The organism is Rosenbergiella sp. YN46 (assembly GCF_036620675.1).
In the GTDB taxonomy this organism is placed as follows: Bacteria; Pseudomonadota; Gammaproteobacteria; order Enterobacterales; family Enterobacteriaceae; genus Jejubacter.
Window position 1 is genome coordinate 62,836 of record NZ_JAZHEE010000006.1, and the last position, 23,733, is coordinate 86,568.

Annotated in this window: 26 protein-coding genes; 20 read left to right on the forward strand and 6 right to left on the reverse strand. The window is 56.2% G+C overall.

Features of this window, described 5'->3' with window-relative positions; all coding sequences use genetic code 11:
* The first annotated feature begins 72 nt into the window (after positions 1–72).
* The 6 genes from corC (at position 73) to V3W49_RS07400 (ending at position 6,075) form a co-directional block, all read left to right on the forward strand.
* The gene (corC, locus tag V3W49_RS07375) at positions 73–948 is read left to right on the forward strand and encodes a CNNM family magnesium/cobalt transport protein CorC (protein ID WP_500144653.1); all 876 of its coding nucleotides are present in this window, start codon (positions 73–75) and stop codon (positions 946–948) included.
* Between the two features lie 4 nt (positions 949–952).
* Complete coding sequence (gene lnt, locus V3W49_RS07380; RefSeq protein WP_500144654.1) at positions 953–2,485, forward strand: apolipoprotein N-acyltransferase; 1,533 nt, start codon at positions 953–955, stop codon at positions 2,483–2,485.
* 365 nt (positions 2,486–2,850) lie between these two features.
* The gene (locus V3W49_RS07385; protein ID WP_500144655.1) at positions 2,851–3,756 is read left to right on the forward strand and encodes an amino acid ABC transporter substrate-binding protein; all 906 of its coding nucleotides are present in this window, start codon (positions 2,851–2,853) and stop codon (positions 3,754–3,756) included.
* A 175-nt stretch (positions 3,757–3,931) separates the two neighbouring features.
* A complete protein-coding gene (locus tag V3W49_RS07390) occupies positions 3,932–4,672 on the forward strand; it encodes an amino acid ABC transporter permease (RefSeq protein ID WP_500144656.1) in 741 nt (246 codons plus the stop codon).
* Between the two features lie 3 nt (positions 4,673–4,675).
* Positions 4,676–5,353, forward strand: a complete 678-nt coding sequence (gene gltK / locus V3W49_RS07395; RefSeq protein ID WP_500144657.1) for a glutamate/aspartate ABC transporter permease GltK — start codon at positions 4,676–4,678, stop codon at positions 5,351–5,353.
* A complete protein-coding gene (locus tag V3W49_RS07400; RefSeq protein ID WP_500144658.1) occupies positions 5,350–6,075 on the forward strand; it encodes an amino acid ABC transporter ATP-binding protein in 726 nt (241 codons plus the stop codon). The genes gltK and V3W49_RS07400 overlap by 4 nt, the downstream gene beginning before the upstream one ends.
* 64 nt (positions 6,076–6,139) lie before the next feature.
* Here the strand turns inward: V3W49_RS07400 and dinQ are convergent, their stop codons facing one another.
* A complete protein-coding gene (gene dinQ, locus V3W49_RS07405) occupies positions 6,140–6,223 on the reverse strand; it encodes a damage-inducible type I toxin DinQ (RefSeq protein ID WP_500144769.1) in 84 nt (27 codons plus the stop codon).
* A 172-nt stretch (positions 6,224–6,395) separates the two neighbouring features.
* Positions 6,396–6,878, reverse strand: a complete 483-nt coding sequence (locus tag V3W49_RS07410; protein ID WP_500144659.1) for a zinc ribbon-containing protein — start codon at positions 6,876–6,878, stop codon at positions 6,396–6,398.
* A 289-nt stretch (positions 6,879–7,167) separates the two neighbouring features.
* On the opposite strand from V3W49_RS07410, the gene leuS reads away from it, so the two are divergent.
* The 13 genes from leuS to lipA all read left to right on the forward strand — a co-directional run bounded on the left by leuS (position 7,168) and on the right by lipA (position 20,789).
* Complete coding sequence (gene leuS, locus V3W49_RS07415; protein ID WP_500144660.1) at positions 7,168–9,750, forward strand: leucine--tRNA ligase; 2,583 nt, start codon at positions 7,168–7,170, stop codon at positions 9,748–9,750.
* 17 nt (positions 9,751–9,767) lie between these two features.
* Positions 9,768–10,382 (forward strand): LPS assembly lipoprotein LptE, encoded by a 615-nt coding sequence (lptE, locus tag V3W49_RS07420; RefSeq protein WP_500144661.1) that lies wholly within the window; start codon positions 9,768–9,770, stop codon positions 10,380–10,382.
* The gene (holA, locus tag V3W49_RS07425) at positions 10,382–11,413 is read left to right on the forward strand and encodes a DNA polymerase III subunit delta (RefSeq protein ID WP_500144662.1); all 1,032 of its coding nucleotides are present in this window, start codon (positions 10,382–10,384) and stop codon (positions 11,411–11,413) included. Before lptE ends, holA begins: the two co-directional genes overlap by 1 nt.
* Entirely contained in the window at positions 11,406–12,047 is a 642-nt protein-coding gene (nadD, locus tag V3W49_RS07430; protein ID WP_500144663.1) for a nicotinate-nucleotide adenylyltransferase, read from the forward strand. The genes holA and nadD overlap by 8 nt, the downstream gene beginning before the upstream one ends.
* 203 nt (positions 12,048–12,250) lie before the next feature.
* The gene (rsfS, locus tag V3W49_RS07435; RefSeq protein WP_500144664.1) at positions 12,251–12,568 is read left to right on the forward strand and encodes a ribosome silencing factor; all 318 of its coding nucleotides are present in this window, start codon (positions 12,251–12,253) and stop codon (positions 12,566–12,568) included.
* A gap of 3 nt (positions 12,569–12,571) precedes the next feature.
* On the forward strand, positions 12,572–13,042 hold the full coding sequence (gene rlmH, locus V3W49_RS07440; RefSeq protein WP_138096399.1) for a 23S rRNA (pseudouridine(1915)-N(3))-methyltransferase RlmH: 471 nt from the start codon (positions 12,572–12,574) through the stop codon (positions 13,040–13,042).
* A 27-nt stretch (positions 13,043–13,069) separates the two neighbouring features.
* The gene (mrdA, locus tag V3W49_RS07445) at positions 13,070–14,974 is read left to right on the forward strand and encodes a peptidoglycan DD-transpeptidase MrdA (RefSeq protein ID WP_500144665.1); all 1,905 of its coding nucleotides are present in this window, start codon (positions 13,070–13,072) and stop codon (positions 14,972–14,974) included.
* 1 nt (position 14,975) lies between these two features.
* Positions 14,976–16,088 (forward strand): peptidoglycan glycosyltransferase MrdB, encoded by a 1,113-nt coding sequence (mrdB, locus tag V3W49_RS07450; RefSeq protein ID WP_500144666.1) that lies wholly within the window; start codon positions 14,976–14,978, stop codon positions 16,086–16,088.
* An 11-nt stretch (positions 16,089–16,099) separates the two neighbouring features.
* Positions 16,100–17,158 (forward strand): endolytic peptidoglycan transglycosylase RlpA, encoded by a 1,059-nt coding sequence (gene rlpA / locus V3W49_RS07455; protein ID WP_500144667.1) that lies wholly within the window; start codon positions 16,100–16,102, stop codon positions 17,156–17,158.
* A gap of 139 nt (positions 17,159–17,297) precedes the next feature.
* A complete protein-coding gene (dacA, locus tag V3W49_RS07460; RefSeq protein ID WP_500144669.1) occupies positions 17,298–18,509 on the forward strand; it encodes a D-alanyl-D-alanine carboxypeptidase DacA in 1,212 nt (403 codons plus the stop codon).
* A 98-nt stretch (positions 18,510–18,607) separates the two neighbouring features.
* Complete coding sequence (gene ybeD, locus V3W49_RS07465) at positions 18,608–18,871, forward strand: DUF493 family protein YbeD (protein ID WP_500144671.1); 264 nt, start codon at positions 18,608–18,610, stop codon at positions 18,869–18,871.
* A gap of 93 nt (positions 18,872–18,964) precedes the next feature.
* The gene (lipB, locus tag V3W49_RS07470) at positions 18,965–19,612 is read left to right on the forward strand and encodes a lipoyl(octanoyl) transferase LipB (RefSeq protein ID WP_500144672.1); all 648 of its coding nucleotides are present in this window, start codon (positions 18,965–18,967) and stop codon (positions 19,610–19,612) included.
* Between the two features lie 211 nt (positions 19,613–19,823).
* On the forward strand, positions 19,824–20,789 hold the full coding sequence (gene lipA, locus V3W49_RS07475) for a lipoyl synthase (protein ID WP_500144673.1): 966 nt from the start codon (positions 19,824–19,826) through the stop codon (positions 20,787–20,789).
* A 90-nt stretch (positions 20,790–20,879) separates the two neighbouring features.
* Here the strand turns inward: lipA and tatE are convergent, their stop codons facing one another.
* Both tatE and V3W49_RS07485 read right to left on the reverse strand, forming a co-directional pair.
* Positions 20,880–21,074, reverse strand: a complete 195-nt coding sequence (gene tatE / locus V3W49_RS07480) for a twin-arginine translocase subunit TatE (protein ID WP_500144674.1) — start codon at positions 21,072–21,074, stop codon at positions 20,880–20,882.
* A 115-nt stretch (positions 21,075–21,189) separates the two neighbouring features.
* Positions 21,190–21,978, reverse strand: a complete 789-nt coding sequence (locus V3W49_RS07485; RefSeq protein ID WP_500144675.1) for a deaminated glutathione amidase — start codon at positions 21,976–21,978, stop codon at positions 21,190–21,192.
* A gap of 91 nt (positions 21,979–22,069) precedes the next feature.
* On the opposite strand from V3W49_RS07485, the gene crcB reads away from it, so the two are divergent.
* Entirely contained in the window at positions 22,070–22,456 is a 387-nt protein-coding gene (gene crcB / locus V3W49_RS07490) for a fluoride efflux transporter CrcB (protein ID WP_500144676.1), read from the forward strand.
* A 225-nt stretch (positions 22,457–22,681) separates the two neighbouring features.
* On the opposite strand, the gene cspE is transcribed toward crcB, so the two are convergent.
* The gene (cspE, locus tag V3W49_RS07495; RefSeq protein ID WP_038627478.1) at positions 22,682–22,891 is read right to left on the reverse strand and encodes a transcription antiterminator/RNA stability regulator CspE; all 210 of its coding nucleotides are present in this window, start codon (positions 22,889–22,891) and stop codon (positions 22,682–22,684) included.
* Between the two features lie 187 nt (positions 22,892–23,078).
* Positions 23,079–23,615 (reverse strand): lipid IV(A) palmitoyltransferase PagP, encoded by a 537-nt coding sequence (gene pagP, locus V3W49_RS07500; protein ID WP_500144771.1) that lies wholly within the window; start codon positions 23,613–23,615, stop codon positions 23,079–23,081.
* Between the last annotated feature and the right edge of the window lie 118 nt (positions 23,616–23,733).

The window sequence follows — 23,733 nt, forward strand, 5'->3', positions numbered from 1 at the left end:
TGTGATAGAAAATGCGGCCGTATACAGGATACGGCCACGAATCAACCAACACGAGAAACCAATCCATACGCCATGAGCGACGACAATTCACACAGTAGTGACACATCCGGTAAAAAGGGCTTTTTCTCTCTGATTTTGAGCCAGCTGTTTCACGACGAGCCCAAAAACCGCGATGAATTACTCACGCTAATCCGTGATTCCGAACAGAATGAGCTTATCGACCAGGATACCCGCGATATGCTCGAAGGGGTAATGGATATCGCCGACCAGCGGGTCCGCGACATTATGATTCCCCGTTCGCAGATGATTACCCTGAAGCGTAATCAGGAGCTGGACGAATGCCTCGATGTCATTATCGAATCCGCCCACTCCCGCTTCCCGGTGATCAGCGAAGATAAGGATCACATAGAAGGGATTCTGATGGCCAAGGATCTGCTGCCCTTTATGCGCAGCGACGCCGAGCCGTTTAGCATGGAGAAAGTGTTGCGCCAGGCGGTGGTGGTGCCGGAAAGCAAGCGGGTCGACCGCATGCTCAAGGAGTTTCGCCAGCAGCGCTACCATATGGCCATCGTTATCGATGAGTTCGGCGGCGTCTCTGGTCTGGTCACCATTGAAGATATTCTGGAGCTGATCGTCGGTGAGATCGAAGACGAATACGACGACGAAGAGGATATCGATTTCCGCCAGCTCAGCCGCCACACCTGGACAGTACGCGCGCTGGCGCCGATTGAGGACTTTAACGAAACCTTCGCTACCCACTTCAGCGATGAAGAAGTGGATACCATCGGTGGTCTGGTAATGCAGGCCTTCGGCCATCTGCCGGCCCGTGGTGAAACTATTGAGATCGATGGTTATCAGTTTAAAGTCGCCATGGCGGACAGCCGCCGGATTATTCAGGTACACGTCAGGATTCCGGACGATTCCCCCGAGCCTAAACTGGAAGAATAATCGCATGGAGCTAAGCTCACTGTTGCAACGCCAGCGCATTCGCCTGCTGCTGGCGCTGATTTTCGGGGCCAGCGGCACGCTGGCCTTCTCGCCTTATGATTTCTGGCCCGCCGCCCTGCTCTCTCTGGTCGCTCTTCAGGGACTGACGCTTAATCGCCGCCCGCTGCAAAGCGCTGCCATCGGTTTTTGCTGGGGGCTTGGTCTGTTCGGAACCGGCATTAACTGGGTTTACGTCAGCATCGCGCAGTTTGGCGGCATGCCAGGGCCGATTAACGTTCTGCTGGTGGTTCTGCTGGCGGCGTACCTCTCGCTCTATACCGGGCTATTCGCAGGGGTACTGAGCCGCCTGTGGCCGAAAACCCGCTGGTGGCGCGTCGCCATCGCCGCTCCCGCTCTCTGGCAGGTCAGCGAATTTTTGCGCGGCTGGGTGCTGACCGGCTTTCCATGGCTGCAGTTCGGCTACAGCCAGATAGACGGGCCGCTAAAGGGCATTGCGCCGCTGCTGGGCGTGGAGGCGATTAACTTCCTGCTGATGGCGATTGCCGGCCTTATCGCTTACGCCATCGCGCAGCGCCGCTGGCAGGCCGCGCTGGTGGCATTGCTGCTGCTGGCGCTCCCCTGGCCGCTACGCTATATCCAGTGGTATCAGCCCCAGAGCGACCGCAGCCTGACCGTGAGCCTGGTACAGGGCAATATTCCTCAGTCCATGAAGTGGAATGAAGATCAGTTGCTGAACACCCTGCGTATCTACCTCGACAAGAGCCGCCCGCATCTGGGCAAGTCTCAACTGATTATCTGGCCTGAATCGGCGGTTCCCGATCTCGAAATCAACCAGCAGCGCTTTCTGAAAGAGCTGGACGCGCTGCTGCGCCAGCATAACAGTTCACTGATTACCGGCATCGTCGATGCCCGCCTTAATCGTCAGAATCGCTACGACACCTATAACACCATTATCACCATGGGAGCGGACAATCCCTACAGCTACGACAGCGCCGATCGCTACAATAAGAACCATCTGGTTCCGTTTGGCGAGTTCGTACCGCTGGAATCGATCCTGCGTCCGCTGGCGCCGTTCTTTGACCTGCCGATGTCTTCATTCAGTCGCGGCGCCTACCGCCAGCCGCAGCTGAGCGCTCATGGCATGAAGCTGACGGCGGCTATCTGCTACGAAATTATTCTGGGACAACAGGTGAGGGACAACTTCCGGCCGGATACCGATTATCTGCTGACCATCTCGAACGATGCCTGGTTCGGCCATTCCATCGGCCCCTGGCAGCACTTCCAGATGGCGAGAATGCGCGCGCTGGAGCTGGCGCGCCCGCTGCTGCGCGCCACCAATAACGGTATTACCGCAGTGGTTGCCCCCAACGGCGACATACAGTCGATGCTCCCGCAATTTACCCGCGACGTTCTGACAACCCAGATCACACCCGATCGCGGCCTTACCCCTTACGCCCGCTTCGGTGGCTGGCCGGTCTGGGTGCTGACGCTGATTGCCGGCGCCCTGGCCGGTATTCTGGCGCGCAAGAACCGTTAACGCCCCGCTTCCCCCTTCGCCCGGAGGGGGAACTCATCATTTCTGGCACGGCAGTTGCAACAGATAACCTCGTCTGGCCCGGGCTACAGGCCCTGCCCGATGCGCGGCCATCTCGCTGTTCGCTCACAGGCACCGATTGTGTGCAAGCGTCGGGATATCGCTCCGTAATGGTGCGGCGCATCTCGCAAAAATTAAACGATTCGATAGCATTTTTTTTACATTCAGCCAGACTAAAAAGCAGTGGCGAGAAAGTAATCGCCTGATTTCACAGCACGCACAACAAAACCAAAAAACAGCACACAACCTACAGGTATTCGACCAGTGTTCAGTAACGGACATTCCGGCGAGCCGATAAAGGAGTTGATATGCAATTAAATAAGCTGACCGCAGCAATACTGACCGTGGCGATGGGCACCGGGTTAGCCTCCGTGGCCCAGGCGGCCCCGGAAAGCGCCACACTGGCGAAAATCGACAAGAACGGCGTTATCGTGGTGGGGCACCGGGAATCTTCCGTTCCCTTCTCTTACTACGACGGCCAGCAGAAAGTGGTGGGTTACTCTCAGGATTATTCCAACGCCATTGTGGATGCCATTAAAAAGAAGCTGAATAAACCCGATCTGAAGGTCAAACTGATTCCCATTACCTCCCAGAATCGTATACCTCTGCTGCAAAACGGCACTTACGACTTCGAGTGCGGCTCCACCACCAACAACCTGGAACGTCAGAAACAGGCCGCTTTCTCTGACACCATATTTATTGTCGGCACCCGGCTGTTAACGAAAAAAGGCAGCGATATTAAAGATTTCGACGACCTGAAAGATAAAAGCGTAGTCGTGACTTCCGGTACTACTTCGGAAGTGCTGCTGCACAAGCTGAACGACGACAAAAAGCTGGATATGCGCATTATCAGCGCTAAAGATCACGGCGACTCTTTCCGCACCCTTGAAAGCGGCCGCGCCTACGCCTTCATGATGGATGACGCCCTGCTGGCCGGCGAACGCGCGAAAGCCAAAAAACCGGACAGCTGGGAAATCGTCGGCACCCCGCAATCAAAAGAAGCTTACGGCTGTATGATGCGTAAAGACGATCCCGAATTTAAAAAGCTGATCGATGATACCATCGCGCAGGTGCAGACCTCCGGCGCGGCGGCGAAGTGGTTCGACAAATGGTTTAAAAACCCCATTCCCCCCAAGAATCTTAACCTGAACTTCGATCTCTCCGAAGATATGCAGGCCCTGTTTAAATCACCCAATGACAAGGCGCTAGATTAAAAAAACCCGATGCATCACGGGAATAATAAGGGCGGCGCTGCGTCGCCCAATGATTGACGAGGACAGAAGCCGGACAGACAGGCCCCGCCCGGTCGTTCCCCGGGCAGGGAGAAAACAACAGGCTTCTCATCAATCTTAGGGGTAGCACTGCTACCCTCTTTCTTCGGAGTTAACTATGTCTATAGACTGGAACTGGGGAATCTTTTTACAGCCCGCCCCGTTCGGCAACACCACCTATCTGGGCTGGATCTGGAGCGGTTTCCAGGTCACCGTGGCTCTTTCGATTTGTTCGTGGATTATCGCCTTCCTGGTCGGATCCTTCTTCGGTATTCTGCGTACCCTGCCCAACCGCTTTTTATCCGGCATCGGCACCTGCTATGTCGAACTGTTCCGTAACGTTCCGCTTATCGTGCAGTTTTTTACCTGGTATCTGGTGGTACCGGAACTGCTGCCGCCGGATCTCGGAATGTGGTTTAAGGCCGACCTCGATCCCGATAAGCAATTTTTTATCTCCTCGGTGCTTTGTCTGGGGCTGTTTACCGCAGCGCGCGTCTGCGAACAGGTACGCGCCGCGATTCAGTCTCTGCCGCGGGGTCAGAAGAATGCCGCACTGGCCATGGGACTCACTCTTCCCCAGGCCTACCGTCATGTTCTGCTGCCCAACGCCTATCGGGTCATTGTTCCCCCCATGACCTCGGAGATGATGAACCTGGTGAAGAACTCCGCCATCGCCTCGACCATCGGCCTGGCCGATATGGCGTCTCAGGCCGGTAAGTTGCTCGACTATTCGGCCCATGCCTGGGAATCGTTCACCGCCATTACCCTTGCCTATGTACTGATCAACGCCGTCATTATGCTGGCGATGCATCTGCTGGAACGCAAAGTACGCCTGCCTGGCAATATGGGAGGCAAATAAGCCATGTATGAATTTGACTGGAGCTCTATCGGCCCCTCCCTGCCGTGGCTGCTTAACGGTATGGTCATCACCCTGAAGATTACCGTCACTGCCATTATCGTCGGCATTATCTGGGGCACCCTGCTGGCGGTCATGCGCCTGTCGAGCGTTAAGCTACTGAGCTGGTTCGCCAGCAGCTACGTCAACGTTTTCCGTTCGATTCCGCTGGTGATGGTGCTGCTGTGGTTCTATTTGATCGTTCCCGGCTTTTTACAGCGGGTACTGGGGCTTTCCCCACAGACCGATATCCGCCTGATCTCTGCCATGGTGGCCTTTTCGCTATTTGAAGCCGCCTACTATTCAGAGATTATTCGCGCCGGGATCCAGAGTGTCTCCCGCGGCCAGTCCCACGCCGCGCTCGCGCTGGGCATGACTCACTGGCAGTCGATGCAGTTGATCATTCTGCCCCAGGCCTTCCGGGCTATGGTACCGCTGCTGCTGACCCAGGGCATCGTCCTGTTCCAGGATACCTCGCTGGTGTATGTATTGAGCCTGGCAGACTTCTTCCGTACCGCCACCACCATCGGTGAACGCGACGGCACCCGGGTCGAGATGATTCTGTTCGCCGGCGGCGTCTACTTTATTATTAGCCTTAGCGCCTCGCTGCTGGTCAGCTGGCTGAAAAAAAGGACCGTTTCATGATTTCCCTGAAAAATGTTTCTAAATGGTATGGCCACTTTCAGGTTCTGACCGACTGTTCCACGGAAGTGAAAAAAGGCGAAGTGGTGGTGGTCTGCGGCCCTTCTGGATCCGGAAAATCCACGCTGATCAAGACCGTCAACGGCCTGGAGCCGGTACAAAAAGGCGAGATAGTGGTTAACGGCACCCAGGTTAACAGCAAGCGTACTAATCTGGCGCAGCTACGCGCCCACGTAGGCATGGTATTTCAGCATTTTGAGCTGTTTCCCCATCTGACCATTATCGAAAACCTGACCCTGGCCCAGGTCAAAGTCCTGAAGCGTGGTAAAGCGCAGGCCCGCCAGAAAGGTGAAAAATTGCTGGAACGGGTGGGCCTTACCGCTCACGCCGGCAAATATCCGGCCCAGCTTTCCGGCGGCCAGCAGCAGCGCGTGGCTATCGCCCGGGCTTTGTGCATGGATCCTGTCGCCATGCTGTTCGACGAACCGACATCGGCGCTGGATCCGGAAATGATCAACGAAGTGCTGGATGTCATGGTCGAGCTGGCCCAGGAGGGCATGACCATGATGGTGGTCACCCACGAAATGGGCTTCGCCCGTAAGGTGGCGAATCGGGTCATCTTTATGGACGAAGGAAAAATTGTGGAAGACGCGCCGAAAGACGCCTTCTTTGAGAATCCCGAATCGCCGCGCGCCCGGGATTTTCTGGATAAAATTCTGCACTAGTGAACATATTAAAGGGCAGAGAGTGACAGACGGCTCCCTGCCCTTAGTTACGTTTCCGTCATTATCAGTCCATGAAACGACGAATCAGTTCCAGCAGCGCGACCAGCGCTTTAAGAACGATGAGAACTTTATCCACTAAAGTTTTCATCCGTTGCTCCTGAAAAAGGAGCGAGAACCCCACCGCTTACTCTTACACTGCCTGTCACGTCAGGTGTCTCATTGTTAGATGATGACGTTCTCACTCTGGTCCGGGCACCATCCCTGACCAGAAAGTAAAAAAGCCGACCTCACCCGTCGGCTTTTTTACGTCTGAAACACGCTTACGGCTCAAACGGTTGGCGCTGAAACTGGTTATGGCCGCACTTCGGGCAGACCGGCAGCACCTCCGGGGTGTAAAAGGCCAGCCGGTGATGGCATTTCTCGCAAACCAGATTGCCCAGCCCCACCACTTCTCCACTGTGATACACGCCGTGGTGGCTCAGATCCTTAAACACTTCGCGCCACTCCAGCTGGGTTTTATCGGTGATATCCGCCAGCTCCTGCCACAGGCTCTCTTTAATCACCCGGGTGAAGACGCTCTCTTCTTCTTCCTGCTGGCTCTCCTGATAGCTGATGGCGAACTCTTCCAGATCGCGGCGCACCGCACGCGTGACCTCATCGATTTCGTTACGGGTCAGTTCCCCTGCTTCAGTAATTTTTTTACGAGCCCCGTCAACCAAAGCGTCGATATCCCGCTCGCCGTTACGCAGCCGTTCGCTGAGCGTCGCGAGCAGTTCACGGTAATACTGAGCCACCTTATTCATCGCATTCCCTCCGAAAATCGGTAACATCATGGAGCCGCAGGCATCCCGGGCCCTTACGCATAACTATAGCTACTGCCTGATAATAGACGCTAATTTTGTCGTGCTGTGTTATCCAGGGCACGGGTCGTGTAAATTACGCTAAGGGCGCGAAGAAGCGCGGGATTTGCCTTCGTCTGGCGCTTAAGTACTGTTGTAGCGCCTTGCGATCGGCTATGCTATCGCCTGCCCAAAAACTTTAGTTAACGCTACCTTATGTAGCGGTGTATTCATCACAGGATTACAGGCTACCATGCAAGAGCAATATCGCCCGGAAGAGATAGAATCAAATGTTCAGCGCCTCTGGCAAGAGCAGCGCACCTTTGAAGTAAAAGAAGACGAGAGCAAAGAGAAGTATTACTGCCTGTCGATGCTTCCCTATCCTTCTGGTCGACTACATATGGGCCACGTCCGCAACTACACCATTGGCGACGTTATTGCCCGCTATCAGCGCATGCTGGGCAAAAACGTCCTGCAACCCATTGGTTGGGACGCGTTTGGTCTGCCTGCTGAAGGTGCCGCAGTCAAAAACAATACCGCACCGGCGCCTTGGACCTACGACAACATTAATTACATGAAAAACCAGCTGAAAATGCTGGGTTTTGGCTATGACTGGAGCCGTGAACTAACGACCTGCAAGCCGGAATACTATCGCTGGGAACAGAAATTCTTCACCGAGTTGTATAAAAAAGGGTTGGTGTATAAAAAAACTTCCGCAGTGAACTGGTGCCCGAACGACCAGACCGTTCTGGCGAACGAGCAGGTCATCGATGGCTGCTGCTGGCGCTGCGACACCAAAGTCGAACGCAAAGAGATTCCCCAGTGGTTCATTAAAATCACCGACTACGCGGAAGAGCTGCTCAACGACCTGGACACGCTGGATCACTGGCCGGATACCGTTAAGACCATGCAGCGCAACTGGATCGGCCGCTCCGAAGGGGTGGAAATCACCTTTGACGTTGAGAACAGCGACCAGAAGCTGACGGTCTACACCACGCGTCCGGACACTTTTATGGGCGCCACTTACCTGGCCGTTGCCGCAGGGCATCCGCTGGCGACGCTGGCCGCGCAGAATAACCCGGCCCTGAATGCTTTTATCGATGAATGCCGCAACACCAAAGTGGCGGAAGCCGAAATGGCGACCATGGAAAAGAAAGGCGCCGCCACTGGCTTTAATGCTATCCATCCACTGACTGGTGAATCAGTACCGGTGTGGATAGCCAACTTCGTACTGATGGAGTACGGTACCGGCGCCGTGATGGCGGTTCCGGGCCACGATCAGCGCGACTGGGAATTCGCGACCAAATACAGTCTACCGATCAAACCGGTCATTCTCGACAAAGAAGGCAATGCGCCGGATTTGAGCGCCGCCGCGATGACCGAAAAAGGGGTCTTGTTCAATTCGGGTGAATTCGATGGCCTCGATTTCGAAGCCGGATTTAACGCGATTGCCGACGCTCTGGCCGCGAAAGGCGTAGGCGAGCGCAAGGTGAACTATCGCCTGCGCGACTGGGGCGTTTCGCGCCAGCGCTACTGGGGCGCGCCTATTCCGATGGTCACCCTGGAAGACGGTACCGTTATGCCGACGCCAGATGAACAGTTGCCGGTCATTCTGCCGGAAGATGTGGTCATGGATGGCATCACCAGCCCAATCAAAGCCGACCCCAACTGGGCGAAGACCACCGTTGACGGTCAGCCGGCGCTGCGTGAAACCGACACCTTCGACACCTTTATGGAATCCTCCTGGTACTATGCGCGCTACACCTGCCCGCAGTACGACAAGGGGATGCTGGACTCCGATGCCGCCAATTACTGGCTGCCGGTCGACATCTACGTGGGTGGTATCGAACATGCCATCATGCACCTGCTCTATTTCCGCTTCTTCCACAAGCTGATGCGCGACGCTGGCATGGTGAATTCCAGTGAACCGACAAAACAGCTGCTGTGTCAGGGCATGGTGCTGGCGGACGCCTTCTGGTACACCGGCAACAACGGTGAGCGCATCTGGGTCTCCCCGGTCGATGCTATTGTCGAGCGCGATGAGAAAGGCCGCATCGTTAAAGCCACCGATGCAGAAGGCCACGAACTGGTTTACGCCGGTATGAGCAAGATGTCCAAGTCCAAAAACAACGGCATCGACCCGCAGGTCATGGTCGAACGTTACGGCGCGGACACCGTGCGTCTGTTTATGATGTTCGCAGCCCCGGCAGAAATGACCCTCGAATGGCAGGAATCTGGCGTTGAGGGGGCTAACCGCTTCCTGAAACGCGTCTGGAAACTGGCATACGAACACGCTCAGAAAGGTGCCGCGCCGGCGCTTAACGTCGAGGCGCTGAACGAAGATCAGAAAGCGCTGCGTCGCGATCTGCACAAGACTATCGCCAAAGTAACCGACGATATTGGTCGTCGTCAGACATTCAACACCGCCATTGCAGCGATAATGGAGCTGATGAACAAGCTGGCGAAAGCCCCGCAGCAGGAAGCTCAGGATCGCGCGCTGATGCACGAAGCGCTGACCGCCGTAGTACGTATGCTCTATCCGTTTACCCCGCACGTCAGCTTCGCCCTGTGGCAGCATCTGGGCGGCGAAGGTGATATCGACAATGCGCCGTGGCCTCAGGCTGACGATAAAGCGATGGTCGAAGATACCCGCCTGGTGGTAGTGCAGGTTAACGGCAAGGTTCGCGGTAAAATTACCGTTCCGGCAGACGCCACTGAAGAGCAGGTGCGTGAACGCGCGGGGCAGGAGCATCTGGTGTCCAGGTATCTTACCGGCGTCACCGTTCGCAAAGTCATTTACGTACCGGGTAAATTGCTGAACCTGGTGGTTGGCTAAGCACAGCAGGAGGAAGCGTGCGCTATCTGTTCACTCTGTTAGTCAGTCTGGCGGTACTGGTCACCGCCGGGTGTGGTTTTCATCTGCGCAGCACCACCCAGGTGCCGCATCAGTTGCACACCCTGATCCTCGATTCCAGCGATCCTTACGGGCCGCTGACCCGCGCAGTGCGCAACCAGCTGCGTCTGAGCGGCGTTACGATAGTCGAGAAAGATCCGCTGCGTCAGGACGTTCCGTCGCTGCGACTGGGCGGCGCAACCATCGGCCAGGATACGGCTTCCGTCTTCCAGGACGGGCGTACCGCCGAGTACCAGATGATCATGACGGTACGTGCCAACGTGCTGATCCCGGGTCACGATATCTACCCGATCAGTACCAAGGTTTACCGCTCCTTCTTCGACAACCCGCAGGCCGCGCTGGCTAAGGATGCCGAACAGGAGATGATCATTAAAGAGATGTACGATCGCGCCGCAGAACAGCTGGTGCGTAAGCTGGTTTCGGTACACGTTGCCGACGTACAGCGCACCGAAGAAGCCCAGGAGACCGCGACCCCCAGCGAAAACGCTGTATCCACGGAAAACAGCGCCAGCGACGAACGCGTCTCCAGCACCCTGATTCCCGCCGGTAACTGATGTTAAAACTCTGGCCGGAACAGCTCCGCGCGCAGCTCAATGAAGGGCTGCGCGCGGCTTATCTGCTACTGGGGAACGACCCCCTGCTACTTCAGGAAAGTCAGGACTCAGTGCGCCATGCCGCCGCGGAACATGACTTTGCCGAACATCATAGCGTGGCCGTCGACGCCTCTACCGACTGGCAGGCGCTGTTTGCGCTAAGCCAGGAACGGAGCCTGTTCGCCAGCCGCCAGACCCTGCTGCTCCAGCTTCCGGAAAACGGCCCGAATGCCGCCATTGCCGGAAACCTGGAAAAGCTGACGGGCCTTTTACACGACGATCTGCTGCTGATTGTGCGCGGCAACCGCCTGACCCGCGCCCAGGAAAATGCCGCCTGGTATAACGCCCTGAGCAAAAGCGCGGTACAGGTCAACTGCCAGACGCCGGAACAGGCTCAGCTACCGCGCTGGGTCACCGCCCGGGCGCAGCAGATGAAGCTCAGCCCCGACGACGCGGCCATCCAGCTGCTGTGCTACTGTTACGAAGGCAACCTGCTGGCGCTAAACCAGGCGCTGGAGCGATTGTCACTGCTGTGGCCGGATGGCAAGCTGACCCTTCCCAGGGTAGAGCAGGCGGTAAACGACGCCGCCCACTTTACCCCCTTCCACTGGGTGGACGCGCTGCTGGCCGGGAAAAGCACCCGGGCGCTGCACATTTTGCAACAGCTACGGCTGGAGGCGAGCGAACCGGTAATCCTGGTACGTTCGATACAGCGCGAACTACTGCAGTTAGTCAACCTGAAGCGCCAGTCTGCCCAAACGCCGCTGCGCACGCTGTTCGATCGGCATCGGGTCTGGCAGAATCGTCGGCCGCTGATGAGCGAAGCGCTTAACCGCCTCTCCACGCATCAGCTGTGGCAGGCGGTATGCCTGCTGAATCAGATAGAGTTAACCATCAAGCAGGATTTCGGCCAGTCTGTGTGGGCCGAACTGGAAAGTCTTTCCCTGCTCCTCTGCCACAACAGGTTGCCGGATCTTTTTATCCATGACTGATTTGTATGCGGTATACGGCGGAACTTTCGATCCTGTCCATTACGGTCATCTGCGCCCGGTGGAGGCGCTTGCCAGGATAGTCGGGCTGGAGCAGGTAACCATCATGCCCAATAATGTACCGCCGCACCGCCCTCAGCCGGAAGCGAGCAGCGAGCAACGTCGCGATATGGTGGAACTCGCTATCCGTAACCGCCCGCTGTTCCGGCTGGATGAACGCGAGCTACAGCGCGCCACCCCTTCCTGGACCGTGGAAACCCTGGAAACGCTGCGCCGCGAACTGGGGCCGCAGCGGCCGCTGGCTTTTATTATCGGTCAGGATTCTCTGCTGGGGCTCCCGGGCTGGCATCGCTACGAAGCACTGATGGATCTCTGCCATTTGCTGGTATGCCGCCGCCCTGGCTACGCGCCCGATATGCCGAACGCCGGACATCAGGCCTGGCTGAACCGTCACCTGACCCACAGCGTCGGGGAGCTGCATCAATTGCCTGCAGGCCGCATATTTATGGCCGATACGCCGCTATGGGATATTTCCGCAACTGAGATTCGCCAGCGTCTGGCCGCCCGTCGCGGCTGCGAAGCGCTCATCCCTGAAGCGGTACTGGACTATATCAACCAGACAGGACTCTATCGCTAGCGGCCAGGGGCCATTGACACCGCCTCTCAGGCTGTTATTCTCCGCAGCCGTAACCGCCAGATTGCTGGCGTCTTTGATATTGTTTTACAAAAATGGCGATGCAATCAACCGCTGCCGATGGGATGATAGCCCGCGCGAGCGTTCGTTGCGCCCTGCGCACAACAAACGGTGGCGTTGATTGCGACTGACTCAAGGGGAAAAACTTGCAGGGTAAAGCGCTTACGGATTTTGTTATCGACAAAATCGACGATCTTAAAGCCCAGGATATTGTTGCTCTGGATGTCCAGGGGAAATCCAGTATCACCGACTGCATGATCATCTGTACCGGCACATCGAACCGGCACGTGGTCTCTATTGCCGATCACGTCGTTCAGGCTTCTCGCGAAGCCGGACTGAAGCCGCTTGGCGTCGAAGGCGCTAATGCCGCCGACTGGGTGGTGGTCGATCTGGGAGATGTGATCGTCCACGTCATGCAGGAAGAGAGCCGTCGCCTGTACGAACTTGAGAAGCTCTGGGGCTAATGCGTGAAGCTACAGCTGGTCGCCGTTGGTACCAAAATGCCCGACTGGGTGCAAACCGGTTTTAATGAATACCTGCGCCGTTTTCCGAAAGATTTACCGTTTGAGCTGCTGGAGATCCCGGCGGGCAAGCGCGGAAAAAACGCGGATATTCGCCGAATTCTGGATAAAGAAGGCGAACTGATGCTGGAAAGCATCGGCAAGGGGAATCGTATCGTCACACTCGATATTCCCGGTAAGCCATGGGACACGCCGAAGCTTGCCCGGGAGTTGGAACGCTGGAAGCAGGATGGCCGCGACGTCAGCCTGTTGATCGGCGGCCCGGAAGGTCTGGCCCCGGCCTGCAAAGCCGCAGCGGAACAAAGCTGGTCGCTTTCGCCCCTGACGCTTCCCCACCCTCTGGTGCGGGTGCTGGTGGCAGAGAGCCTGTATCGCGCGTGGAGCATTACCGCCAACCACCCCTATCACCGAGAGTAAAGGTTTACCAGGCAGATAAAGCAGCGGATGAAATTACAGAAGAACTCTTTTCGTGACTACTCGGCCGAGTCCGCGCTTTTCGTGCGCCGGGCGCTTATCGCCTTTTTGGGTATCCTGCTGCTGACCGGCGTGCTGATCGCCAATCTCTATAACCTGCAGATCCGAAGCTTTAACGCCTACCAGACCCGTTCCAACGAAAACCGCATCAAGCTGGTGCCTATCCCGCCTACCCGCGGCGTTATCTATGACCGTAACGGGATACCGCTGGCGGTAAACCGCACCATCTATCAGCTGGAGATGATGCCGGAAAAAGTAGATAACGTGCAGGCGACGCTGGACGCCCTGCGACCGATCGTCGATCTCACCGATGAAGACATCGCCGCCTTTAAAAAAGAGCGCGCCCGTTCGCACCGCTTTACCCCGATACCGCTTAAGATCAATCTGGATGAAGTTCAGGTCGCGCGCTTTTCGGTCAACCAGTATCGCTTTCCCGGCGTCGAGATAAAAGGTTACAAGCGCCGCTATTATCCTTATGGGTCAGCGCTTACTCACGTTATCGGCTATGTATCGAAAATTAACGACCGGGACGTGGCACGCCTTGAAAAAGAAGGCCGGCTTGCCAACTACGCCAATACCCATGATATCGGCAAGCTGGGTATTGAACGTTCCTACGAAGATGTGCTGCATGGCCAGACCGGCTACGAAGAGGTGGAAGTCAATAACCGCGGCCGGGTGATACGCCAGCTGAAAGAGGTGCCGCCACTGGCCGGACACGATATTCAGCTGACAATCGATCTGAAGCTCCAGCAGTATATCGAAAAGCTGCTGGAAGGAAGCCGCGCTGCGGTAGTGGTGACCGACCCGCGCACCGGCGGCATTCTGGCGCTGGTTTCCACCCCCAGCTACGACGCCAATATGTTCGTTAACGGAATCTCCAGCAAAGAGTATTCAGGGCTGCTTAAGGATCAGAACACCCCGCTGGTGAACCGCGCAACCCAGGGGATCTACCCACCGGCCTCAACGGTGAAACCTTATGTGGCTGTATCGGCCCTTAGCGCTGGCGTAATCACCCGCAATACCAGCCTGTTCGATCCTGGCTGGTGGCAGTTGCCCGGCTCGGAAAAACGTTACCGCGACTGGAAAAGATGGGGCCACGGTCATCTGAACGTCACCAAGGCGCTGGAGGAGTCGGCGGATACTTACTTCTACCAGGTTGCTTACGATATGGGGATCGACAGGCTCTCCGCCTGGATGAGCAAGTTTGGCTACGGCCATTCGACCGGAATCGATATCAAGGAAGAGCGAACCGGCAATATGCCGACCCGCGAATGGAAGATGAAGCGCTATAAGAAACCCTGGTACCAGGGGGATACCATTCCCGTGGGTATCGGCCAGGGTTACTGGACAGCCACGCCGGTACAGATGAACAAAGCGCTGATGATCCTGATTAACGACGGCGTCGTGAAAGTGCCTCACTTCCTGATGGCCACCACCATCAATGGCCGTAAGATGCCCTGGCAGCAGCCTCATGAACCCCCGGTGGGCGATATCCACTCCGGCTTCTGGGAGATTGCCAAAGACGGTATGTACGGCGTGGCGAATCGGCCAAACGGTACCGCCCACAAATATTTCCAGAGCGCACCTTATAAAATCGCGGCCAAATCAGGTACTGCTCAGGTCTTCGGCCTGAAAGCGAACGAAACCTACAACGCCCATAAAATCGCCGAGCGGTTGCGCGACCATAAACTGATGACCGCCTTCGCCCCCTACGATAACCCGCGGGTGGCGGTGGCCATGATTCTGGAAAACGGCGGCGCCGGCCCGGCGGTGGGCACCATCATGCGACAAATCCTCGACCATATCATGTTGGGGGACAATAACACCGACCTGCCCGTGGCGAACCCGGCGGTCACGGCGGCGGAGGATCACTAACATGACCGATAATCCCAATAAGAAGTCGCTGTGGGACAAAATCCATATCGACCCCACCTTTTTGCTAACGGTGCTGGCCCTGTTGTTCTACAGCGCCCTGATTATCTGGAGCGCCAGCGGCCAGGATCCCGGTATGACAGAACGTAAAATAGCTCAGATCCTGATAGGCCTGACCATTATGATCGTTCTGGCCCAGGTGCCTCCGCGCGTCTACGAAGGCTGGGCGCCGTGGTTTTATATCATCACTATCATTCTGCTGGTGGCGGTGGATGCTTTTGGCGCTATCTCCAAAGGTGCCCAGCGCTGGCTGGATCTGGGCATCGTGCGATTTCAGCCCTCTGAGCTTGCGAAAATCGCCGTACCGCTAATGGTGGCACGCTTTATTAATCGCGACGTCTGTCCGCCCTCGCTGAAAAATACCGGCATCGCCCTGGTGTTGATCTTTATGCCCACGCTGCTGGTCGCGGCGCAGCCTGACCTGGGTACCTCTATTCTGGTGGCCTCTTCCGGTCTGTTCGTGCTGTTCCTGGCGGGACTAAGCTGGCGGCTTATCGGCATCGCGGTTCTGTTACTGGCGGCTTTTATCCCAATACTCTGGTTCTTCCTGATGCACGACTATCAGCGACAGCGCGTGATGATGCTGCTCGATCCAGAGAGCGATCCGCTGGGAGCAGGCTATCATATTATTCAGTCCAAGATTGCCATCGGCTCCGGCGGTCTGCGCGGCAAAGGATGGATGCACGGTACCCAGTCTCAGCTGGAGTTTCTGCCTGAACGCCATACCGACTTTATCTTTGCCGTACTGGCGGAAGAGCTGGGCCTGGTGGGCGTACTAATCCTGCTCACGCTCTATCTGCTGCTGATTATGCGCGGGTTATGGATTGCCGCCCACGCTCAGACCACCTTCGGCCGGGTCATGGCCGGGGGACTGATGCTGATATTATTTGTTTATGTCTTTGTGAATATCGGGATGGTGAGTGGTATCTTACCCGTCGTTGGGGTGCCGTTGCCACTGGTCAGTTATGGGGGCTCGGCGCTGATCGTCCTGATGGCCGGATTCGGTATTATTATGTCGATCCATACTCACAGAAAAATGTTATCGAAGAGCGTGTAAGAGGTACGAGGATGCGTAAACAGTGGATTGGAGTCTGTGTTGCGGCAGGATTGCTGGCGGCATGCAGCTCTGATAACAACAACAACCAGCAGACCAATACCGCCCCTCAGCCAGCGGTATGCAATGGCCCGAATGTTGAGATCACCGGCGCGGATCCCCGCCCGGAGGCCCTGAGTCCAACGGCGAATCAGGATTATCAGCGCGATGGTAAGCAGTACCGCATCGTTCAGGATCCCGCTAATTTTAGCCAGTCCGGCCTTGCCGCCATTGATAACGGCAGCGGCGGCGCCCGAATGACCGCCACCGGTGAAACATACGACGCCGGACAGCTGACCGCCGCGCATCCGACGTTGCCGATTCCGAGCTACGCGCGTATTACTAACCTCGCTAATGGACGAATGATCGTGGTGCGGATTAACGATCGCGGCCCGTATGGCGACGAGCGAATTATCGCCCTTTCTCAGGCCGCGGCGGATCGCCTTAATACCTCAAACAACACCAAAGTCCGGGTCGATCCTATTATCGTAGCCCAGGATGGTACGCTCTCCGGCCCGGGAACCGCCTGCACCACCATAGCTCGCCAGAGCTATGCCCTGCCCGCCCGCCCGGACCTGAGCGGCAACAGCAGTGGCGGTCAGCCGTCCGCTCAGCAGAATGATGTGATGGCGATGAGCAATAGCAACCAGGCGCCACAGCAGCAGCAGCAGCAGCAGCAGCAAAATAATGCACAGCCTGCCCCCCAGGGGGCCCAACAGCCGCCCGCGCCCAACTACCAGACCGCAACCGGCGAACATAACGCGCCTGTTACCGCGCCTGGCTCTATCCAGGGCGGCGCGTCAACCAGCGGTAGCTACGTAGTTCAGGTCGGCGCCGTCAGCGACGGCGGCCGCGCCAGTCAGTGGCAGCAGCAGCTTAGCCAGCAGTATTCGGTGCCAGGGCGAGTCTCCCAGAACGGCCAGGTATGGCGGATCCAGTTGGGGCCTTTCGCCACCCGCGGTGAAGCGGTGGAAGTTCAGCAGCGCCTGCTGAACGCCGGGCAACCTCAGAGTTTTGTGACCAGCGCCCAGTAATGGCGCCAGGCACCCGACATTGCGTCAATTTATGTCAATACCAGTAATAAATCCTGCGCAAAGTCGGGTGTCTCTCCCCAGGGCATTTGTTATAGTAAACCACTTTTTCATTCCATCACGGATGTTGCCAGTTCAGACCATGACCAGATCTCTATCGATTCGCTTTACCCGACGCCTGGCGATTGCCGCCACCGTTGCGCTGACCACTGTTTCCGCCGCTCAGGCTGAAGATATCAATATCAAAACCATGATTCCGGGAGCCCCGCAGATCGACGCAGAATCCTGGGTTCTGATTGATTACAATTCGGGTAAAGTCCTGGCCGAACACAACGCCGATGCCCGCCGGGATCCCGCCAGCCTGACCAAGATGATGACCAGCTACGTTATCGGTCAGGCTATGAAGGCTGGTAAGTTTAAAGAGACCGATCTGGTTACCATCGGTAAAGACGCCTGGGCCACCGGCAATCCGGTATTTAAAGGCTCTTCGTTGATGTTCCTGAAACCCGGAATGGAAGTCCCGGTATCCCAGTTGATTCGCGGTATCAACCTGCAGTCCGGTAATGATGCCTGTGTGGCCATGGCCGACTACGTGGCAGGCAGCCAGGATGCTTTCGTCGGGCTGATGAACAACTATGCGGGCGCGCTGGGACTTAAGAACACCCATTTTGAAACGGTGCACGGTCTGGATGCCGAAGGCCAGTACAGCTCGGCCCGTGATATGGCAAAGATAGGTCAGGCGCTGATTCGCGACGTGCCTAACGAATACTCTATCTACAAAGAGAAAGAGTTTACCTTTAACGGCATCCGCCAGATGAACCGTAACGGCCTGCTGTGGGACAAAAACCTCAACGTCGACGGTATTAAAACCGGCCATACCAGCAAGGCGGGCTACAACCTGGTGGCTTCCGCCACCGAGGGCCAGATGCGTCTGATCTCCGCCGTCATGGGCGGACGCACCTTTAAAGGCCGCGAGTCCGAAAGCAAAAAGCTGCTGACCTGGGGCTTCCGCTTCTTCGAAACGGTCAACCCGCTGCGCGCGGGTAAAGAGTTCGCCTCAGAGCCCGCCTGGTTCGGTAACAGCGATCGCGCTTCGCTGGGCGTGGATAAAGATGTTTATCTCACCATTCCCCGCGGCCGAATGAAAGATCTGAAGGCCAGCTACGTGCTGAACAGCGGTGAGCTGCATGCCCCGCTGCAGAAAAAACAGGTGGTCGGCACCATCAACTTCCAGCTGGACGGCAAAACCATTGAGCAGCGCCCGCTGGTGGTGCTCAAAGAGATCGACGAAGGCAACTTTTTCAGCCGTATCATCGACTATATTAAGCTGATGTTCCATCGCTGGTTCGGCTAAACGCCCCCCCTTGATATCGCCGCAAACGGCCCCATATTATCTGTATCAGCCACTCCCGCCCCGGCGGGAGTGATTCTTTTTTTCACACTGGAGCAACCATGAAAACCAAACTGAACGAGCTGCTTGAATTCCCCTGCACCTTCACCTACAAAGTGATGGGCCTGGCGAAACCGGAGCTGGTGGATCAGGTGGTAGAGGTGGTGCAACGCCACGCCCCGGGCGACTATAACCCGCAGGTAAAACCCAGTGCTAAAGGAAATTATCACTCGGTCTCCATCACCATTACTGCGACTCATATCGATCAGGTGGAGACACTGTACGAAGAGCTGGGCAACATCGAAATCGTGCGCATGGTTCTGTAACGCTGTCCGCCCGGCCCCCATGGGGTCGGGTCATTCCCCGGTTTTCCCGCTGTGATATACTCCCTCCACCGTTGATCTGCCGGAGACGCCGTTTTGTCTCAAGATACCGATACCATATTGATACGCCAGCTCGGGCTACAGCCCTGGGATCAGGTTTCCCGGGCGATGCACGAATTCACCGATACCCGCGATGAACAAAATGCAGATGAGATCTGGCTGGTCGAACACCCCCCGGTTTTTACTCAGGGCCAGGCAGGCAAAGCTGAACATATTCTGGCGCCTGGCAATATCCCCGTAGTACAGAGCGATCGCGGCGGCCAGGTGACCTATCACGGTCCGGGTCAGCAGGTGGTCTACGTCCTGCTGAACCTGCGGCGCCGTAAGCTGGGCGTACGTGAACTGGTCACCGTGCTGGAGCAAACGGTGGTCGCCACCCTGGCCGAGCTGGGTATTGAGGCTTACGCCCGCCCCGATGCACCCGGAGTCTACGTCGGACAACGTAAAATCTGCTCGCTGGGCCTGCGCATCCGCAAGGGCTGTTCGTTTCACGGCCTGGCGCTCAACATCGCCATGGATCTCTCGCCCTTTCAACGCATCAATCCCTGCGGTTATGCAGGGATGGAGATGACACAGGTGTCTGAATGGGTGCCGGATGCCACGCCAGAGCAGCTGACGCCGCGGCTGGTGGAAAACCTGATGAAATTGCTGGATAACGCCTCATATCGCTGGTTGCCGAACTGACTTGAGGAACGGCTATCTGACTGCCGGAACGCACAAAATAACAAATCTTTTACACCTTTTTGGCGCTTTCCGGCCAGGCACGGCTGCTTTCCAGGTTTCAGAAATGATATACTCCGGTAAACAAATTCAAAAATAGTTGATAAATACATCCGCATCTTGAATTTGAAGATTTTTGTCCCATCACCCACAGCTGGACTGGAATACGCACGCTATGAGTAAACCCATTGTGATGGAGCGCGGAGTCAAATACCGCGACGCCGATAAAATGGCCCTGATTCCGGTGAAAACCGTAGCAACCGAGCGTCAGGAGCTGCTGAGAAAGCCGGAATGGATGAAGATCCGCCTGCCTGCCGACTCCTCCCGTATCCAGGGCATCAAAGCGGCGATGCGCAAAAACGGCCTGCACTCCGTCTGTGAAGAAGCCTCCTGCCCTAACCTGGCCGAGTGTTTTAACCACGGCACGGCCACCTTTATGATTCTTGGTGCCATCTGTACCCGCCGCTGCCCGTTCTGCGACGTGGCCCACGGCCGTCCGGTCGCGCCGGAGGCCGACGAACCCCAGAAATTAGCCCAGACTATTTCCGACATGGGGCTGCGCTACGTGGTCATCACCTCCGTGGATCGCGACGATCTGCGCGATGGCGGCGCCCAGCACTTTGCCGACTGCATCAGCGCCATTCGCGAAAAGAATCCCAGCATCAAGATCGAAACCCTGGTGCCCGACTTCCGCGGACGCATGGATCGGGCGCTGGATATTCTTAACGCCACGCCGCCGGACGTATTCAACCATAATCTGGAAAACGTACCGCGCCTGTATCGTCAGGTTCGCCCGGGCGCCGATTACGCCTGGTCCCTGCGTCTGCTGGAGCGCTTTAAAGAAGCGCACCCGGAACTGCCGACCAAATCCGGCCTGATGGTGGGGCTGGGGGAAACTAACGAAGAAATTATCCAGGTCATGCGCGATCTGCGCAGCCACGGCGTAACCATGCTGACACTGGGCCAGTATCTGCAGCCCAGCCGTCACCACCTGCCGGTGCAGCGTTACGTCAGCCCCGACGAATTTGAAGAGATGAAAGCGGAGGCCCTGGCAATGGGCTTTACCCATGCCGCCTGCGGCCCCTTTGTGCGATCTTCCTATCACGCCGATCTACAGGCGAAAGGGGAAGAGGTGAAATAACGACTGTAACTTCTGGTTACATCTTTTCGCCCCGATAATAAAAAAACCGGCCCGCATGGCCGGTTTTTTTATCCGCAAAAGCCCCGAAAATCACTCTTTATGAGAGAGTCGCTCTGCCGGCGATTCGCTGCCCGCGGCAGGTTTCTCATCATCATTCATGGCCTTTTTAAATCCCTTGATGGCCGCTCCGAGATCGCCGCCCAGGGTGCGTAACTTCTTAGTACCAAACAGTAATACGATCAGTACACCGACCACCAGCAGCTTGGTAATGCTAATCTCGCCCATAGTTACCTTCTTAAATTCAAAAACTCACCGAAAAACCTGAAACTATTAACGGTCATTATTCGTCGCGACACAATAGCAATCTGTAACAGGGTGAATCAAGCGGGTGAATAAAAAGTCATGCCAGGCGGGGAGAGGCAAAGCGGCGATTAGCCAGTACCGGTAGATGGCGCCGAACCTCCGCCAGCCGCTCCGGGCTCAGGCTGGCGCAGGCCATACCAGGTTGTTCCCCAAGGCCTGCCAGCGTGACCCCTAACGGATCCACCACCCGGCTCAACCCGATATTACGGACGCCGCATTCATCCGCCGCCGCCACATAGCAGGTGGTGTCCAGCGCCCGGGCCGCCAGCAGCAGCTCCCAGTGCCGCTCTTTATGACCGCCGCGCACCCAGGCTGCCGGCATCGCCAGCACCTGCGCCCCGGACAACGCCAGACTCAACGCCAGCTCCGGAAAACGCAAATCATAGCAGGTCATCAGCCCCACTTTCATACCGGCCACCTCAATGAGCGGCGCCACAGCATTACCGGCATCCACCTTCAGGGACTCCTGGACATTAAAGGCGTCGTAGAGATGAAGCTTCTGATAGCTCGCCACAATCTCTCCGTTACGCAACGCCACCAGCGTATTGGCGGCACGTCCGTCCCGGGTCGGCACATGCAGAGTCAGCACCGTCGTTAACGACTTCCCTCTTCCCGCCTCTAACAACCCGCTGACAAAGGGGCCATCCAGCGGTTGTGCCGCCTTCACAACCAGCTCCGTATCGCTATCGCTGCGGGCCAGTACCGCCTCCGGCAATACCAGTAAATCTACCTGCTGCGCATGGGCCTGCGCCATCCTGGCGCGGCAGCTTTCCAGATTAGCTTCAGCGTCTGGCGTAACCGCAAATTGTCCGACTGCTACCTTCATCACTTCCCCCGTTTTTCCACCCCAGACTTTCCGTTAGTGCCCGGACGGCGCTACACTCTCACTACTTTAGTCATATTTACAGGAAGTGTGTGTGTTACAGATGTCATTAGCCGTATTCATTGGCGGGGGAATCGGCAGCCTGCTGCGCTGGATGCTGAGTATGCGACTGAATCCGGTGCATAGCGCCATTCCCGTCGGCACCCTGACAGCCAATCTACTGGGCGCTTTTATTATCGGTGCGGGCCTGGCCTGGTTTAGCCGTATGACCCAACTGGATCCCATGTGGAAACTGCTTATCACAACCGGCTTTTGCGGCGGCCTGACCACCTTTTCGACCTTCTCTGCCGAAGTGGTGTTTCTGCTGCAGGAAGGCCGCCTGGGCTGGGCGGCGCTGAACCTGCTGGTAAACCTGCTGGGCTCATTTTTCATGACCGCTATCGCCTTCTGGCTGTTTTCTGCCGCCTCTTCCCACGCCTGAGCGGAGGTTTTAAGGTCAGATTAAGCTTTCTTTGCCAGGATTCCGGTTCTGATTGCAGGAGGATTCAGCAATGAAAGAGCGAGTTAACAGCCTGGCGGCCGTAGGGGCTGGCGTTGCTATCGTATGTTGGTTTCTTTATGGTTACCTGATTAGCTGGTAACTGACCAGAGAACATAAAAAAACCCGCCCTTTGGGCGGGTTTTACAATTCGGTCTGACTACTAACTTACAGAGCGATTACGTTAGCAGCAGAAGGGCCTTTGGCACCGTCAGTGATTTCGAACTCTACGCGCTGACCTTCAGCCAGAGTTTTGAAACCGTTGCTCTGGATAGCGGAGAAGTGTACGAACACATCTTTGCTGCCATCTTCCGGAGTAATGAAACCGAATCCTTTGGATTCATTAAACCACTTAACGTTACCTTTAATCTTAGACATCAAAATTACCTTTACATGAAAAAACGACACAAATACCGTGTCGGGTACCAGTACATCAATTGTGGTGGCTTTTGTCCAGTCGAACTTTGATAAAAAGTGATAAAAGTCGCTAACTTTTTAGTACAGTCGCTCTTATTGCTTGTTTTTAAACGAGGTAGCGCCACATTGAGCATTACCTCACTTTTTATCAAAACTGAAAACGGAACCACGCGAAGTAGACGTTACCGTTGTTATAGGTTCCCGGAATGTAGGTCATCTGAAAGGTGGCCGGGCCATAGCCAATGGACGCCAGCGGCAATACTAACGGAATGGGAATGTACTTCCAGTTATCGCGCGCCGTGACACCCGCCGTATAGCCCAGGCCCAGGTGAAAATTATCATCGGTCAGCGGACGCCACGTGGCTTCCCAACCATAACCTGCTATCGGCTCCCACTTATTGTAGGAGTCTTTAAATGCCATGACATACAGACCGTGCCAGTTGCCTTTTTCATCCCAGCGGGACTGACCTATCCCCGCCCCCCAGGGACGCTCGTTATACTCATCGGTCTTATCCTTATCGTAAGCAAAGCGAGCGTGCCAGGTAATAGCGGGAATATAGAGATCGTAGTGCTCAGGTTCATGCCAGGTCCGGGAGACGTTATCGGTAAAGGTCGCAAACCACCCTTTACCGCCATCCTGGGCAAGAGCCGATGCGCTAATGAATAATGAACCCACTGCCGCAATAAAAAAGATAAAATAGTTGCGTAATAATTTCACGTTTTCTTCTACCACAATAAAAAAACGGTGACATGATAAGCAAGTTTAGCTGAATGAAAGCTAAATGCTCGCTCCCCTGATGACC

Excerpts from the sequence above, each read along its gene's own strand:
- corC (WP_500144653.1), top strand. The coding sequence starts at position 73 with ATGAGCGACGACAATTCACACAGTAGTGACACATCCGGTAAAAAGGGC.
- lnt (WP_500144654.1), top strand. The coding sequence starts at position 953 with ATGGAGCTAAGCTCACTGTTGCAACGCCAGCGCATTCGCCTGCTGCTG.
- V3W49_RS07385 (WP_500144655.1), top strand. The coding sequence starts at position 2,851 with ATGCAATTAAATAAGCTGACCGCAGCAATACTGACCGTGGCGATGGGC.
- V3W49_RS07390 (WP_500144656.1), top strand. The coding sequence starts at position 3,932 with ATGTCTATAGACTGGAACTGGGGAATCTTTTTACAGCCCGCCCCGTTC.
- gltK (WP_500144657.1), top strand. The coding sequence starts at position 4,676 with ATGTATGAATTTGACTGGAGCTCTATCGGCCCCTCCCTGCCGTGGCTG.
- V3W49_RS07400 (WP_500144658.1), top strand. The coding sequence starts at position 5,350 with ATGATTTCCCTGAAAAATGTTTCTAAATGGTATGGCCACTTTCAGGTT.
- dinQ (WP_500144769.1), bottom strand. The coding sequence starts at position 6,223 with ATGAAAACTTTAGTGGATAAAGTTCTCATCGTTCTTAAAGCGCTGGTC.
- V3W49_RS07410 (WP_500144659.1), bottom strand. The coding sequence starts at position 6,878 with ATGAATAAGGTGGCTCAGTATTACCGTGAACTGCTCGCGACGCTCAGC.
- leuS (WP_500144660.1), top strand. The coding sequence starts at position 7,168 with ATGCAAGAGCAATATCGCCCGGAAGAGATAGAATCAAATGTTCAGCGC.
- holA (WP_500144662.1), top strand. The coding sequence starts at position 10,382 with ATGTTAAAACTCTGGCCGGAACAGCTCCGCGCGCAGCTCAATGAAGGG.
- nadD (WP_500144663.1), top strand. The coding sequence starts at position 11,406 with ATGACTGATTTGTATGCGGTATACGGCGGAACTTTCGATCCTGTCCAT.
- mrdA (WP_500144665.1), top strand. The coding sequence starts at position 13,070 with ATGAAATTACAGAAGAACTCTTTTCGTGACTACTCGGCCGAGTCCGCG.
- mrdB (WP_500144666.1), top strand. The coding sequence starts at position 14,976 with ATGACCGATAATCCCAATAAGAAGTCGCTGTGGGACAAAATCCATATC.
- rlpA (WP_500144667.1), top strand. The coding sequence starts at position 16,100 with ATGCGTAAACAGTGGATTGGAGTCTGTGTTGCGGCAGGATTGCTGGCG.
- dacA (WP_500144669.1), top strand. The coding sequence starts at position 17,298 with ATGACCAGATCTCTATCGATTCGCTTTACCCGACGCCTGGCGATTGCC.
- ybeD (WP_500144671.1), top strand. The coding sequence starts at position 18,608 with ATGAAAACCAAACTGAACGAGCTGCTTGAATTCCCCTGCACCTTCACC.
- lipA (WP_500144673.1), top strand. The coding sequence starts at position 19,824 with ATGAGTAAACCCATTGTGATGGAGCGCGGAGTCAAATACCGCGACGCC.
- tatE (WP_500144674.1), bottom strand. The coding sequence starts at position 21,074 with ATGGGCGAGATTAGCATTACCAAGCTGCTGGTGGTCGGTGTACTGATC.
- V3W49_RS07485 (WP_500144675.1), bottom strand. The coding sequence starts at position 21,978 with ATGAAGGTAGCAGTCGGACAATTTGCGGTTACGCCAGACGCTGAAGCT.
- cspE (WP_038627478.1), bottom strand. The coding sequence starts at position 22,891 with ATGTCTAAGATTAAAGGTAACGTTAAGTGGTTTAATGAATCCAAAGGA.